Raw genomic sequence first — 15,722 nt, forward strand, 5'->3', positions numbered from 1 at the left:
AATGCAGCCCGCTTTTGCCTGGCTGCCGTTTGCACCGGGCCATTCATTGGATACCGAGGGCTTTACTGCATGTCGAAAGAAGACAGCTTCGAAATGGAAGGCACTGTCGTCGACACCCTGCCCAACACCATGTTCCGTGTGGAGTTGGAAAATGGGCACGTCGTAACCGCGCACATCTCCGGCAAGATGCGCAAGAACTACATCCGCATTCTTACCGGCGACAAGGTCCGCGTTGAGCTGACGCCCTACGACCTGAGCAAAGGGCGCATCACTTACCGCGCCCGCTAACAGGTCTTAACAAAAACGCCCGGCACATGCCGGGCGTTTTTGTGTGCGTGACATTCAGCCATGCACCCCGGCAAGGAACCAGGCGGATCACGCGGTCCTTCAGACCGCGGCACGCTTCAACAAATGCAGGAGTGAGCTTGCTCGCGATGGCGCCGTGTCAGTCACCTCACGTGTCTCAGACAAATCGCAATCGCGAGCAAGCTCACGCCTACAAGAGTTCGGCCAATTTGCACCCAACAAAAAAGGCGCCGATCGGCACCTTTCAGGTTCGTTGCAGTGACTAGAAACGTCAGGCCATTTCAGCCGTGGTTTCATAATCGAACGTGATCTCGCCGTCCTTGAAGTCGATGTGCACCACACCGCCATGCTCGGACAACTCGCCAAAAAGGATCTCTTCGGCCAGCGGACGCTTGATCTTGTCCTGGATCAGACGCGCCATCGGACGTGCGCCCATCGCCGCGTCGTAACCACCTTCGGCCAGATAACCTCTCGCCGCCTCGGTCACTTCCAGCAGTACACGCTTGTCTTCCAGCTGCGCCTGAAGTTCGGTAAGGAACTTGTCCACCACGCTCTTGATAACCTCATGGCTGAGGCGACCGAATTGAATGATGGTGTCCAGACGGTTGCGGAATTCCGGCGTGAAGCTCTTCTTGATCACTTCCATCGCATCAGAAGAGTGATCCTGATGGGTGAAACCGATAGAAGCCCGCGCCGCCGTTTCAGCACCGGCGTTGGTGGTCATGATCACGATCACATTGCGGAAGTCCGCCTTGCGCCCGTTGTTGTCGGTCAGCGTCCCGTGGTCCATGACCTGCAGGAGCAGGTTGAAGACTTCCGGGTGCGCCTTCTCGATCTCATCGAGCAGCAGCACGCAATGTGGCTGTTTGGTGACCGCTTCAGTCAGCAGCCCGCCCTGATCAAATCCGACATAGCCCGGCGGCGCACCGATCAGACGCGATACGGTGTGACGCTCCATGTACTCGGACATATCGAAACGCACCAGCTCGATACCCAGCGCCTTGGCCAACTGACGCGCTGCTTCGGTCTTGCCGACACCGGTTGGACCGGCGAACAGGAAGGAACCGACCGGCTTGTCCGGCGACTTGAGGCCTGCACGCGACAGTTTGATCGCGGTGGACAACGAGTCGATGGCTGCATCCTGACCGAACACCGTCAGCTTCAGGTCGCGCTCCAGGTTACGCAGCAACTCTTTGTCGGAGCTGTTGACGTGCTTTGGAGGAATCCGCGCGATCTTCGCCACGATGTCTTCAACCTGTGGCACTTCAATACGCTTAACGCGCATTTCCACCGGTTGCAGCCGCTGATAGGCGCCCGCCTCGTCAATCACGTCGATGGCCTTGTCGGGCATATGACGGTCATTGATGTAGCGCGATGCCAGCTCGGCAGCGGCACGCAAGGCTTCGTCGCTGTATTCGATATTGTGATGCTGTTCGAAACGGCCTTTCAGCCCGCGCAGAATGCCGATGGTGTCTTCGACTGAAGGCTCGGAGACGTCGACCTTCTGGAAGCGACGAGCCAGCGCTCGGTCTTTCTCGAAGATGCCGCGGAATTCCTGGAACGTGGTCGACCCGATGCAGCGGATATCACCCGACGACAGCAGCGGCTTGAGCAGGTTGGAGGCGTCCATCACGCCACCTGACGCAGCACCCGCACCGATAATGGTGTGAATTTCGTCGATGAACAGGATCGCGTGCGGGCGTTTCTTCAACTCGCCGAGCAGTGCCTTGAAGCGCTTCTCGAAATCGCCACGGTACTTGGTACCGGCCAGCAGCGCGCCCAGGTCGAGGGAGTACACGACACTGTTCGCCAGCAGGTCCGGCACCTGATTGTCGACGATGCGTTTGGCCAGGCCTTCGGCAATGGCGGTTTTACCCACCCCGGCCTCGCCCACCAGCAGCGGGTTGTTCTTGCGACGCCGCGCGAGAATCTGAGCGACGCGCTCGACTTCCATCTCGCGCCCTACCAGCGGATCGATGCGGCCTTGACGGGCCAGCTCATTCAGGTTGCTCGCATAGGCATCCAGAGGATTGCCTGAGGAAGAAGACTCACCGCCCTCGTCATCCTGCATATCTTGCTCACCTTCAGATTGATCGCCATGCCCCGGCACTTTGGAAATACCGTGGGCGATATAGTTGACGACATCGATACGGGCAACGCTCTGCTGCTTGAGCAGGAACACTGCCTGGCTTTCCTGCTCGCTGAAGATTGCCACCAGCACGTTTGCGCCAGTGACTTCCCGCTTGCCGGAGCTCTGCACATGAAAAACCGCGCGCTGAAGCACGCGCTGGAAGCCGAGTGTAGGTTGGGTCTCGCGATCTTCGTCGTGGACGGGGATCAGCGGCGTGGTGGAGTCAATGAACTCCTGGAGGTCGTGTTTGAGTTTGTCGAGGTTTGCGCCGCAGGCACGCAGTACGGTGGCGGCAGCCTCATTGTCCAATAGGGCCAGCAGAAGATGCTCTACGGTCATGAACTCATGACGTTTCGAGCGGGCCTCCTTGAAAGCCAGATTGAGGGTGACTTCGAGCTCACGGTTTAACATAGCTTCACCTCATACCCAAGTGTCCGGCGGTTAACCGTCCTTCTCGATTTCACAGAGTAGCGGATGCTGGCTTTCCCTGGCGTACTGGTTGACCTGCATAGCCTTGGTCTCGGCAATGTCGCGGGTAAACAACCCGCAAACGGCCCGTCCCTCTGTATGGACGGCCAGCATGACCTTGGTCGCCAGCTCACGATTCAGGTTGAAAAACACCTCGAGCACTTCGACAACGAAATCCATCGGGGTGTAGTCATCGTTAAACAGAAGCACCTTGTACATCGGCGGCACCTGTAATGTCGGCTTGGCTTCCTGTACAGCGGTGCCCGACGCATCGTCCTCATGGGGATGCGAGTCATCCTGATTGAATGTTAGTCGAATCTTGCTGATTGCATGCATGGTAAAGAAGGTTCACAGAGGACGTGATTGAAATAAGTGGTGGCGGTGATACCGGTTTTCAACTGGACCGCCGCTTGACCTTGACTATCGGCCAATCAGTGTTACAAACAATAGAACCCACATTGGGTAAAAAGGGTCCGCGCAGTCAACCAAAATTTTTTAGGTCCGGCGGATGAGAGGTGATGATACTCCCATCGGAGTCCTTTGCAGAGGGATGTGACTATGCACAGCGGTAAGGTCAAGTGGTTCAACAACGCCAAGGGGTATGGCTTCATCGTTGAAGACGGCAAGTCTGAAGACCTGTTCGCGCACTACTCGGCGATCACTATGGAAGGCTATAAAACGCTAAAGGCCGGTCAGCCGGTTCAGTTCGAGATCATTCAAGGCCCCAAGGGAATGCATGCGGTAGGCATCAGTGCGAAAGCAGCCGTTGATATCCCTGAAGCAGTCCTCCAGCACGAGCGACATCTAGATAAGCAGCACGCGTAGCGCACGATCACGCCTGAGCCGGACCGTTCAAGCGCGAGATTCGAAAAGCCGTTCAATCCGCTGAGGGTTGGCCGGCTTTTTTTGTGCCTCGCAGATCTCGCTCCGTACATCTATCCCGTACATCTATATAGAGGTGAACGAACGCAGCCGTGGCGCCGATGCGCCTTTAGTCGAAATCCGGTGGGTGACTCGACCAGCCGCATCGGCTTCAGACCACTGCGACAGGTTGCCGCAGGCCCCGTGATACAAGGGTTCAAGGGTTTTCAGAGGAAATCATGACACCTCCCGAGACCCGCACCATGGTCCCGGGCACCGCAAAGCCGTCACACGAGTACCGTAGTAATGGCCGGGTGCAGTGATATACTCAGCGCCGGTGACCGTTGGGTCATTGGGGGCCGAACCACCTGAGACCAGGCTTTCAGCCCTCGACAGGCCAGACCGCTACCCGGGTCCGACCGTTTGACGCTCGACTGATGCACCCCCTATCACGCGACGAAATTCTCGACTTTCGGCTCATCGATACCTTGGGCGAAAGTGCCTACCCTGCGCATCTCGAAATTTTGTGTACGCTCAGCAAAGAAGAGAGTTATCCCGAATATGTCCAACCGCTCGAAGATCATCTACACCTTCACTGACGAAGCGCCAGCCCTCGCCACCTACTCACTGCTGCCTATCATCGAAGCGTTCACCGCCTCCGCTGACATCGCCGTTGAAACCCGCGATATCTCGCTTGCTGCCCGCATCCTCGCCAGCTTTCCCGAGCGCCTGGGCGACAAGAAGGTTTCCGACGATCTGGCAGAGCTGGGCCAACTGGCGACCACGCCTGAAGCCAACATCATCAAGCTGCCGAACATCAGCGCCTCGGTTCCCCAGCTGAAGGCCGCGATCAAGGAACTGCAAGCCAAGGGCTACGACATCCCGAACTATCCGGATGAAGTCGTGACCGAAGCCGACAAGGTTGCCCAGGCTGGCTACGACAAAGTGAAAGGCAGCGCCGTGAACCCGGTTCTGCGTGAAGGTAACTCTGATCGTCGAGCGCCACTTTCCGTCAAGAACTACGCGCGCAAGCACCCGCACAAAATGGGTGCGTGGTCTGCGGACTCCAAGTCCCACGTGGCGCACATGGACAACGGCGACTTCTACGGCAGCGAAAAATCCTCGCTGATCGAAGCCGCTGGCGCCGTGAAGATCGAACTGATCGGCAAAGACGGCAGCACCACCGTGCTGAAGGACAAGACCTCGGTACTGGCCGGCGAGATCATCGACTGCGCCCTCATGAGCAAGAAAGCCCTGCGCGCTTTCGTGGCCCGTGAAATCGAAGACGCCAAGAAGCTCGGCGTGCTGTTCTCCGTGCACTTGAAAGCCACCATGATGAAGGTCTCGGACCCGATCATGTTTGGTGAGTTCGTCGCCGAGTACTATCAGGAAGCGCTGAGCAAGCACGCTGACGTCCTGAAAGAAATCGGCTTCAACCTGCACAACGGCATCGGCGACCTGTACGCCCGCATCAAAGACCTGCCGGCCGACCAGCAAGCGCAGATCGAAGCGGACGTCAAAGCCGTTTACGCGACCCGCCCTGCCCTGGCAATGGTCAACTCCGACAAAGGCATCACCAACCTGCACGTGCCGAGCGACGTCATCGTCGACGCCTCGATGCCGGCGATGATTCGTGATTCCGGCAAGATGTGGAACAACGACGGCGTCCTGCAGGACACCAAGGCCGTGATTCCGGATCGTTGCTACGCGACCATCTATCAGGCTGTGATCGAAGACTGCAAGCAACACGGCGCCTTCGACCCGACCACCATGGGCAGCGTGCCAAACGTTGGCCTGATGGCGCAGAAAGCCGAAGAGTACGGCTCGCACAACAAAACCTTCCAGATCGAAACCGATGGCGTGGTCCGTGTGACCGACGACAAAGGTCAGGTCCTCATGGAACAGAACGTTGAAGCCGGCGACATCTGGCGCATGTGCCAGACCAAGGACGCACCGATTCAGGACTGGGTCAAACTGGCCGTCAACCGTTCGCGCCTGAGCGGCACCCCGGCCATTTTCTGGCTGGACCCTGAGCGCGCCCACGACGCGGCGATGATCAAGAAGGTCGAGCACTACCTGAAGGATCACGACACCGCAGGCCTGGACATCAGCATCCAGTCGCCAGTCGACGCGATGAAAGTTTCCCTGGAGCGTATCCGCGCGGGCAAGGACACCATTTCGGTGACCGGCAACGTGCTGCGCGACTACCTGACCGACCTGTTCCCGATCATGGAACTGGGCACCAGCGCCAAGATGCTGTCCATCGTGCCGCTGATGAGTGGCGGTGGTCTGTTCGAAACCGGCGCAGGTGGTTCGGCGCCGAAGCACGTTCAACAGCTGAACGAAGAAAACTTCCTGCGCTGGGATTCGCTGGGCGAATTCCTGGCACTGGCCGCTTCTCTCGAACACCTGGGCAACGTCTACGACAACCCGAAAGCGCTGGTACTTGCAAAAGCCCTGGACAAGGCCACCGGTCAGTTCCTGGACAACAACAAGTCGCCATCGCGCAAGGTCGGCGGTATCGACAACCGTGGCAGCCACTTCTACCTGGCCACCTACTGGGCTCAGGCGCTGGCGGCACAGACCGAAGATACGGCGCTGCAAGCCAAGTTCACCGAGCTGGCAAAAACCCTGACTGCCAACGAAGCGACCATCGTCGCCGAACTGAACAGCGTACAGGGCAAGCCATTGGACATCGGCGGCTACTACTTCCCTACCCCGGAACTGGCCAGCAACGCCATGCGCCCAAGCAAAACCCTGAACGACGCGATCAACGCGTTGAAGTAAGGCACGGCGACCGGCGGCTGAAGAGCTGTCTAGTGCGATAAGAAAGCCCTGGCCATTGCGCCGGGGCTTTTTTTTGCTGTCACCATCCCTGTAGGAGCCATCGGAGGCTACGACGGTCGCCAAAGCGGTTTATCTGTCACTCCGCTTCGCGCCCCTCGTAAACTCGGATGGCTCCTACAGATAACGAGAAGCCCCAATGACCTGGCACCCCCACATCACCGTCGCGACCGTCATCGAAGACAACGGCCGCTTCCTGTTCGTCGAAGAATTGAAAAACGGCAAGCTGGTGCTCAATCAGCCTGCCGGGCACCTGGAGCCTGATGAGACGCTGCGTGAAGCGGCCATTCGCGAAACCCTGGAAGAAACCGGCTGGGACGTCGAACTGACCGGCGTCGTCGGCATTTACCTGTACACCGCACCGAGCAATGGCGTGACCTATCAGCGCGTGTGTTTTTCGGCCAAAGCGGTGCAACACCACCCCGAGCGAGCATTGGACACCGGCATCGTCGGCGCGCCCTGGTTCAGCCGTGACGAACTCGCCAGCCAACCGGAGCGCTGGCGCAGCGAGCTGGTCTTGCAATGCATCGATGACTACCTTGCAGGACCGATCCACAGCCTGGAGGTTGTACGCGACTGACTGGCCTCTTCGGTCCTACAGACCGTACGCATCGTGTAGGACCGGCTTTAGCCGGGAAGGCGTCCGATGTCGCACCGCCAAATTGAGGATCATCATTAAGGCCTCTTCCCGGCTAAAGCCAGCCCTACAGACCGTATGCATCTCGTAGGACCGGCTTTAGCCGGGAAAGCGTCAGATGTCACACCGCAACATTCAGGGTGTTCATTCAGGCCTCTTCCCGGCTGAAGCCGGTCCTACTAATCCCTTGCGTCAGCGCAACTGAATAGCTTTTAGCCTTGGCGCCGACTCCCTGTTAGAATCGCGCCCTTTCCTGCTGCTACCCAATCGAATTCCTATGTCTGATTCAGCCTTTTCCGATACAGAAAAGAAGCGCGTCATTGTCGGCATGTCCGGCGGCGTGGATTCTTCGGTCTCCGCCCTTCTGCTCATGGAGCAGGGGTATCAGGTGGAAGGCCTGTTCATGAAGAACTGGGAAGAAGACGACGGAACGGAATACTGCACCGCCATGGACGACCTCGCGGACGCCCAGGCCGTGTGCGACAAGATCGGCATCAAACTGCACACCGTGAATTTCGCGGCCGAGTACTGGGATCACGTCTTCGAGCACTTCCTCGAAGAATACAAGGCCGGGCGCACGCCGAACCCGGACATCCTGTGCAACCGCGAGATCAAGTTCAAAGCTTTCCTAGACTACGCCTTCATGCTCGGCGCCGACCTGATCGCCACCGGGCATTACGTGCGTCGCCGCGATATCGACGGCCGCACCGAACTGCTCAAGGGCCTGGACCCGAACAAAGACCAGAGCTACTTCCTGCATGCCGTTGGCGGTGAGCAGATCGCCAAAACCCTGTTCCCGGTCGGTGAACTGGAGAAGCCCGAGGTCCGCGCTATTGCCGAGAAATACCAGCTGGCGACCGCGAAGAAGAAGGACTCGACCGGTATCTGTTTCATCGGCGAGCGTCGTTTCACCGACTTCCTCAAGCAATACCTGCCTGCGCAGCCCGGCGAAATCAAGACCACCGAAGGCGAAGTCATCGGTCGCCACGCCGGCTTGATGTACCACACCATCGGCCAGCGTCAGGGCCTGGGCATCGGTGGCCTGAAGGATGCCGGTGATGAGCCGTGGTACGTGCTGGTCAAGGACCTGGAGCACAACGAGCTGATCGTCGGCCAGGGCAACGAGCATCCGTGGCTGTTCTCCCGCGCCCTGCTCGCCTCTGAGATCTATTGGGTCAACCCGATCGACCTGAGCAGTCCGCGCCAGCTGACCGCCAAAGTGCGCTACCGCCAGAGCGACCAGCGCTGCACCCTGGAACGCACTGAAACCGGTTATCGCGCCACCTTCGACGAGCCGCAACGCGCGGTCACCCCGGGCCAGTCCGTCGTGTTTTACGACGGCGAGGTATGCCTGGGTGGCGGCGTCATCGAAATCGCCGAGCCGTGGCATACCAGGAATGCACGTTGATGACCCCGATTCAGGAACAACTTGTCGCCCTGGCCGGGGTTTTTCAGGCTGCGGTGCTGGTCGATCGCATCGCCAAGACCGGACAGGCCGGTGAAGCAGCCGTTGGTTGCCTGATGGGCACGCTGCTGGTCATGGACCCGAAAGACACGCTGGACGTGTTTGGGGGCGACGACCTGAATCTGCATGAGGGCTATCGCGCCCTCGCCAGCGCCCTGGAACGCGATCCGGCCACGCTGCAACGGGAACCATTGCGTTATGCCCTGGCGATGCTGGGCCTGGAGCGTCAACTGTCCAAGCGCGACGACATGCTCGACACCATTGGCAAGCGCCTGCCGCAGATCAAATCCCAGGTCGAGCATTTTGGTATCGCTCACGAGAACGTGATTGCCGCCAGCGGCGCGCTGTATCAGGACACCCTGAGCACCTTGCGTCAGCGGATTCAGGTCCACGGCGACATGCGCAATCTGCAGCAACCCAACAACGCTTCGAAAATCCGCGCCCTGCTGCTGGCCGGGATTCGCTGTGCGCGACTTTGGCGACAAGTGGGCGGTCACCGCTGGCAACTGGTCATCAGCCGCCGCAAGTTATTGAAAGAACTGTATCCATTGCTTCACCGCTGAGTGATCAACGTCACTCGGTTCGCTCCGAACCCGACATCGCGCGACTCATAGCGGTCAGCCAGCCTCGGCTGGCCGGATTTTTCATGTATGATACGCGCCCCTTTTCGTCGCCTGACAGTCCGAGAACACCCCATGCAGCTTTCTTCGCTCACTGCGGTTTCCCCTGTAGATGGCCGCTACGCCGGCAAAACCCAGGCCCTGCGCCCGATTTTCAGCGAATACGGCCTGATCCGTTTCCGCGCCCTGGTGGAAGTACGCTGGCTGCAACGCCTGGCGTCTCACCCGCAAATCCCTGAAGTCCCGGCGTTCTCCGCCGAAGCCAACGCCATCCTCGATGCCCTGGCCAATGACTTCGCCCTCGAGCACGCCGAGCGCGTGAAAGAGATCGAGCGCACCACCAACCACGACGTCAAAGCCATCGAGTACCTGCTCAAGGAGCAGGCTGCGAAATTGCCGGAGCTGGCCAAGGTCAGCGAGTTCATCCACTTTGCCTGCACCAGCGAAGACATCAACAATCTGTCCCACGCGCTGATGCTGCGTGAAGGCCGTGACACCGTGCTGCTGCCGCTGATGCGTCAGATCGCCGAGTCCATCCGCGAGCTGGCCATCCGCTTCGCCGCCGTACCGATGCTCTCGCGCACCCACGGTCAGCCGGCCTCGCCGACGACCCTGGGCAAGGAACTGGCCAACGTTGTTTACCGTCTGGAGCGCCAGATCGCTCAAGTGGCCGCCGTGCCGCTGCTGGGCAAGATCAACGGCGCCGTCGGCAACTACAACGCGCACCTGTCGGCCTACCCGGACATCGACTGGGAAGCCAACGCCCGCGCCTTCATCGAAGACGAGCTGGGTCTGGGCTTCAATCCCTACACCACGCAGATCGAACCGCACGATTACATCGCCGAGCTGTTCGACGCGATCGCCCGTTACAACACGATCCTGATCGACTTTGACCGCGACATCTGGGGCTACATCTCCCTGGGCTATTTCAAGCAGCGCACCATCGCCGGTGAAATCGGTTCGTCGACCATGCCGCACAAGGTCAACCCGATCGACTTCGAAAACTCCGAAGGCAACCTCGGCATCGCCAATGCACTGTTCCAGCATCTGGCCAGCAAATTGCCGATCTCCCGCTGGCAGCGTGACCTGACCGACTCCACCGTGCTGCGCAACCTCGGCGTGGGCTTCGCTCACAGCGTGATTGCCTACGAAGCGAGCCTGAAAGGCATCAGCAAGCTGGAACTCAACGAGCAGAAGATCGCCGCCGATCTGGACGCTTGCTGGGAAGTCCTGGCCGAGCCGATCCAGACGGTCATGCGTCGCTACGACATCGAGAACCCGTACGAGAAACTCAAGGAATTGACGCGCGGCAAGGGCATCGGCCCCGAAGCGCTGCTGACCTTCATCGACGGTCTGGAAATGCCTGCCGAAGCCAAGGCCGAGCTGAAGAAGCTCACGCCGGCGAACTACATCGGCAACGCCGTGGCGCAAGCCAAGCGCATCTGACCGCATTGCACCCGCTCTGAACGCCCGGCTGAGCCGGGCGTTTTTATTCCCGCCGTAAAAACTCGTTTTTTCAATAGGTTACACATGAATCCTGACATCCCTCTTCAGCTCCTAGGTGGCATCACAGCGCGCGAGTTCCTGCGTGACTACTGGCAGAAGAAACCTTTGCTGATTCGTCAGGCCATTCCAGACTTCCAGAGCCCGATCGATGCCGACGAACTGGCCGGCCTGGCACTGGAAGAAGAAGTCGAATCGCGCCTGGTCCTCGAGAAAGGCGAGCGTCCGTGGGAGCTGCGCCGCGGCCCGTTCGCCGAGGACGACTTCAGCAAACTGCCGGAACGCGAGTGGACCTTGCTGGTGCAGGCCGTGGATCAGTTCGTGCCTGAAGTCAGCGAATTACTGGAAAACTTCCGCTTCCTGCCGAGCTGGCGCATCGATGACGTGATGATCAGCTACGCCGCGCCGGGTGGCAGCGTGGGTCCGCATTTCGACAACTACGACGTGTTCCTGCTGCAGGGCCACGGCAAGCGTCACTGGCAGATCGGCCAGATGTGCGACTCCGAGAGCAAACTGCTCGAGCACGCCGACCTGCGCATCCTCGCCGACTTCCAGGGTACGGACGAGTGGACGCTGGAACCGGGCGACATGCTCTACCTGCCGCCGCGCCTGGCCCACTGCGGCGTCGCGGTGGATGAGTGCCTGACCTACTCGGTCGGCTTCCGCGCGCCAAGCGCTGCCGAGGTGCTGACCCATTTCACAGACTTCCTCAGCCAGTTCATGCCTGAAGAAGAGCGCTACACCGACGCCGACGCGCAGCCGGTCAGCGATCCTCACCAGATTCAGCACGACGCCCTCGACCGCCTGAAAGGTTTGCTGGCCGAGCACATGGGTGACGAGCGCTTGCTGCTGACCTGGTTCGGCCAGTTCATGACCGAGCCTCGTTATCCCGAGTTGGTGGTTGGCCCGGAACTGGCCGAGAGCGAGCTGCTCGACAGCCTGGAACAGGGCGCCGTGCTGATCCGCAATCCGAGCGCGCGACTGGCGTGGTCGGAAGTCGACGACGACCTGCTGCTGTTCGCCAGCGGTCAGAGCCGTCTGTTGCCGGGCCATCTGCGTGAACTGCTGAAAATGATCTGCGCAGCCGATGCGCTGCACATCGACAATCTTGGCCAATGGCTGGCAGATGACGATGGACGTAACCTGCTCTGTGAGCTGGTCAAACAAGGAAGTCTGGGGTTTGCTGATGAATAAGATCCACGTACGGGTAGCCGACTGGCAGAAAGACAACGCCGACATTCGGCGAATTCGTGACGCCGTGTTCGTGTTTGAACAGTCGGTTCCGCCCGAACTGGAATGGGACTCGGAAGATGCAGGCGCCCTGCATTTTCTGGCGCTTGAAGGGGATTACGCCGTGGGCACCGCGCGCTTGCTGCCCGATGGTGAATTCGGCCGACTGTCCGTGCTCAAGGACTGGCGCGGCCTGAACGTGGGTGAGGCGTTGATCACCGCGATCCTCGCCGAAGCACAGCGCCGCGACCTGAAACAGACGCGGCTCAGCGCACAGGTTCATGCCACGGCGCTGTATGAGCGCTTTGGCTTTACCGTGGTGAGCGACGAGTTTCTCGAAGCCGGCCTTCCCCATGTGGACATGGTGCGCAACTCGCACTGACTGCACCTGGCGACATTTGCGCCCCGGCGTTCGCGCTTCAGCTGCCTAAGCTGAAACAAAAGCACCGGGGCGTTTTGCTGTCTGCGATTCAACTTGGTGCTGCCCAGGCCGACAAACTGGCAAACTCGTCGTTCAGACGCGACCCTCGCGGAGACCACACCGATGTCATTACGCACCCTGCTCGCTTCACTGCTGTTGGCTTGCAGCTTCACGGCCGCGGCCGCCACTGAAGTCATCCCCCTGAATTACCGCACCAGCGACGATTTGCTGCCCACCGTGAAGTCGTTCCTGGGCAACGAAGGCAGCGTCAATGCCTATGGCAACAAGCTCATCATCAACGCCGAACCGGACAAGATCAGCGAACTGCGCGACCTCCTCGGCCAGCTCGACACGGCGCCCAAGCGTCTGATGATCAGCGTCGACACCAGCGACAGCACGGTGCAGAGCGACCAGGGCTACTCGGTCAACGGCACCGTGCGCTCCCAGGACGGACGCATCAGCGCCGACGGCCGGACGCGCATCCAGAATTACGGCACCGCCAGCCGCGAGGGTGGCGTGCAACAGGTTCAGGCCAACGAAGGGACGCCGGCGCTGATCCAGATGGGCCAGAGCATACCGATCACCTCGGTTCAGTCCGACGGCTATGGCTACCCGCAGACCAACACGCAATACCGCAACGTGACCCAGGGCTTCTATGTCACGGCGACGGTCACCGGCGACATCGTCCATCTGAACATCAGCACCAACAACGACCGCATGAGCCAGCAACAGGCTGACGCGATCAAGGTGCAGAGTACCGACACGCAAGTCAGTGGTCGGCTGGGTGAGTGGATCACGCTGGCCGGCGCCAGCGATCAGTCCCGTGCCGACGAACACGGCGTCGTCCGACGTTACTCGACACAGGGCAGCAACGACATGCAGCTGCGGGTGAAGGTCGATAGCCTGGATTGAGGGGACATCGTTTACGCCTCCACTGAATCGACGCCCTGCAATCTGTAGGATTTCGCACCAGACGTAGGTAATGACATCGATCCTGAGACGCAACGGCCTCACTGATAAATGTAGTGCCCGATCCGGCACTACATCTAGTCCCTCTCCTGTGACCGCCCCGTATTCACGGTGACTTCCCCTTCCAGCACTTGGCCGCCCGAAACTGACCGACGAGTCGCATTAGACGAAAGATGTAGTGCGACTAAAAAGGCACTACAAAGTGTTTGACGAGGCAAAATTGCCGAGGCATGATGGCCTCGCTCCCGCTGATCAGAGGCTGTGCAGAACGCCTCCTGATCGCGCCCGAACTCAACACGTTCGTGCCGATTAGCGTCATTTACGCCCACAAGGCAGCTTCATCGCCTCATCATCTCGATGGCGAATAACCTGACTGAGAAAAGCATGCTCTCCGATTCAGCGAGCAGCCATCAGTGCGCCTTGAAGAAAGACCGGCGCCGGCGAAGCAAGGAGCTTCACCTCAAGACCCACAACACCAAGCAACGAGGTTTACCCCATGGCACTGACACGCGAACAACAAATTGCAGCCATCGAGAAAGACTGGGCCGAGAATCCACGCTGGAAAGGCGTAACCCGCACCTATTCCGCTGCTGACGTCGTCCGCCTGCGTGGCTCGGTTCAGCCTGAACACACGTTTGCAAAGCTGGGCGCTGACAAGCTGTGGAACCTGGTAACTCAGGGCGCCCGGCCTTCCTTCCGTCCCGACAAGGATTTCGTCAACTGCATGGGCGCACTCACCGGTGGCCAGGCCGTGCAACAAGTCAAAGCCGGCATCCAGGCGATCTACCTGTCTGGCTGGCAAGTCGCGGCGGACAACAACTCCGCCGAATCGATGTACCCCGATCAGTCGCTGTATCCGGTGGACTCGGTGCCAACGGTGGTCAAGCGGATCAACAACTCGTTCCGCCGCGCCGACCAGATCCAGTGGAAAGCCGGCAAGAACCCGGGGGACGAAGGCTATATCGATTACTTCGCGCCGATCGTTGCCGACGCCGAAGCTGGTTTCGGCGGCGTGCTCAACGCTTATGAGCTGATGAAGAGCATGATCGAGGCAGGCGCTGCCGGCGTGCACTTCGAAGACCAACTGGCCTCGGTGAAAAAATGCGGCCATATGGGCGGCAAGGTTCTGGTCCCCACCCAGGAAGCGGTACAGAAGCTGGTGGCCGCCCGCCTGGCGGCTGACGTTGCCGGCGTGCCGACCATTATTCTGGCGCGCACCGACGCCAACGCTGCGGACCTGCTGACGTCGGACTGCGACCCGTACGACCAGCCGTTCGTGACCGGGACCCGCACGCCGGAAGGCTTCTACAAAGTACGGGCCGGCCTGGACCAGGCGATTGCCCGCGGCCTGGCGTACGCGCCATATGCCGATCTGATCTGGTGTGAAACCGCCAAGCCGGATCTGGACGAGGCCCGTCGCTTCGCCGAGGCGATCAAAAAGGAATACCCGGATCAGCTGCTGTCCTACAACTGCTCGCCTTCCTTCAACTGGAAGAAGAACCTGGACGACGCGACTATCGCCAAATTCCAGCGCGAGCTTTCAGCAATGGGCTACAAGCATCAGTTCATTACGCTGGCAGGCATCCACAACATGTGGCACAGCATGTTCAACCTGGCGCACGACTACGCCCGCAACGACATGACTGCCTACGTAAAACTGCAAGAACAGGAGTTCGCCGACGCCGCGAAGGGCTACACGTTCGTGGCGCACCAGCAGGAAGTGGGCACTGGCTACTTCGATGACATGACCACGGTCATCCAGGGCGGCAAGTCTTCAGTGACCGCATTGACCGGGTCGACGGAGGAAGAACAGTTCCATTGACGCTGTTCGAACCGCTGGCTTCGTGGTGAACGACGGTCCTACCGAATACAGGAGCCGCCTTCGGGCGGCGTTCTGCTGGCTATCCCGGAATTAACCTACGTTAACAGTCAACCATTGGCGATAGACAACTCCCATCACCTCATAAAAGTTAATTAATCAGGCAAGCAATAACCCGCTAACTTCGACCTGATAATTAATGGGAACTTCGTCACATGCCGGTGACACACCACAGACACCCTTCCAAATGATATTTATTATCATTTAAGCGCTGGCTAATTGCCCCCCCTGCCCTACGATACATATTTATCCAAACTGCCTTCAACGCCCGCCCCTGCTGGGGCTACGCATGAAAACCGTGACCTATCTCATTAATCCTTCGAATAAATTTGATGCAGAAAATTTACTTGCCCTCCTTTTGCACATAAAATCCCGGGATTGATCGCAC

The 15,722-nt window shown here is 59.3% G+C and carries 13 protein-coding genes; 11 read left to right on the forward strand and 2 right to left on the reverse strand.

All coding sequences use genetic code 11. The features are described from left to right. The first annotated feature begins 69 nt into the window (after positions 1–69). Entirely contained in the window at positions 70–288 is a 219-nt protein-coding gene (infA, locus tag ACYAR8_RS12930; protein ID WP_002553999.1) for a translation initiation factor IF-1, read from the forward strand. A gap of 289 nt (positions 289–577) precedes the next feature. Here infA and clpA read toward each other — a convergent pair whose 3' ends face one another. Further along, entirely contained in the window at positions 578–2,848 is a 2,271-nt protein-coding gene (gene clpA / locus ACYAR8_RS12935) for an ATP-dependent Clp protease ATP-binding subunit ClpA (RefSeq protein WP_065989148.1), read from the reverse strand. 30 nt (positions 2,849–2,878) lie between these two features. Then, entirely contained in the window at positions 2,879–3,241 is a 363-nt protein-coding gene (gene clpS / locus ACYAR8_RS12940) for an ATP-dependent Clp protease adapter ClpS (protein ID WP_074891995.1), read from the reverse strand. Between the two features lie 222 nt (positions 3,242–3,463). Here clpS and cspD point away from each other — a divergent pair, with 222 nt between their 5' ends. From cspD to aceA, 10 genes are all read left to right on the forward strand, one after another. Next, the gene (cspD, locus tag ACYAR8_RS12945; protein ID WP_463580090.1) at positions 3,464–3,730 is read left to right on the forward strand and encodes a cold shock domain-containing protein CspD; all 267 of its coding nucleotides are present in this window, start codon (positions 3,464–3,466) and stop codon (positions 3,728–3,730) included. A gap of 597 nt (positions 3,731–4,327) precedes the next feature. Further along, positions 4,328–6,553, forward strand: coding sequence for an NADP-dependent isocitrate dehydrogenase (locus ACYAR8_RS12950; protein ID WP_463580091.1), 2,226 nt, complete (start codon positions 4,328–4,330; stop codon positions 6,551–6,553). A gap of 196 nt (positions 6,554–6,749) precedes the next feature. Further along, positions 6,750–7,190: an NUDIX hydrolase gene (locus tag ACYAR8_RS12955; protein WP_463580092.1), complete on the forward strand. Its 441-nt coding sequence runs from the start codon at positions 6,750–6,752 to the stop codon at positions 7,188–7,190. Positions 7,191–7,524: 334 nt separating this feature from the next. After that, positions 7,525–8,655 carry a tRNA 2-thiouridine(34) synthase MnmA gene (gene mnmA / locus ACYAR8_RS12960; protein ID WP_074892003.1) on the forward strand — a complete coding sequence of 377 codons (1,131 nt, stop codon included), beginning with the start codon at positions 7,525–7,527 and terminating at the stop codon, positions 8,653–8,655. After that, entirely contained in the window at positions 8,655–9,275 is a 621-nt protein-coding gene (gene hflD / locus ACYAR8_RS12965) for a high frequency lysogenization protein HflD (RefSeq protein ID WP_122536337.1), read from the forward strand. Before mnmA ends, hflD begins: the two co-directional genes overlap by 1 nt. 132 nt (positions 9,276–9,407) lie before the next feature. Beyond that, complete coding sequence (purB, locus tag ACYAR8_RS12970; RefSeq protein ID WP_463580093.1) at positions 9,408–10,778, forward strand: adenylosuccinate lyase; 1,371 nt, start codon at positions 9,408–9,410, stop codon at positions 10,776–10,778. 84 nt (positions 10,779–10,862) lie between these two features. Then, positions 10,863–12,029, forward strand: a complete 1,167-nt coding sequence (locus ACYAR8_RS12975) for a ribosomal protein uL16 3-hydroxylase (RefSeq protein WP_074892009.1) — start codon at positions 10,863–10,865, stop codon at positions 12,027–12,029. Further along, a complete protein-coding gene (locus ACYAR8_RS12980; RefSeq protein ID WP_074892011.1) occupies positions 12,022–12,447 on the forward strand; it encodes a GNAT family N-acetyltransferase in 426 nt (141 codons plus the stop codon). Before ACYAR8_RS12975 ends, ACYAR8_RS12980 begins: the two co-directional genes overlap by 8 nt. Before the next feature lie 162 nt (positions 12,448–12,609). Beyond that, complete coding sequence (locus ACYAR8_RS12985; RefSeq protein WP_463580094.1) at positions 12,610–13,398, forward strand: secretin N-terminal domain-containing protein; 789 nt, start codon at positions 12,610–12,612, stop codon at positions 13,396–13,398. A gap of 553 nt (positions 13,399–13,951) precedes the next feature. Further along, the gene (gene aceA / locus ACYAR8_RS12990) at positions 13,952–15,277 is read left to right on the forward strand and encodes an isocitrate lyase (RefSeq protein WP_108122807.1); all 1,326 of its coding nucleotides are present in this window, start codon (positions 13,952–13,954) and stop codon (positions 15,275–15,277) included. The last annotated feature ends 445 nt before the right edge of the window (positions 15,278–15,722 follow it).

This window comes from Pseudomonas sp. HP_01, assembly GCF_055284355.1.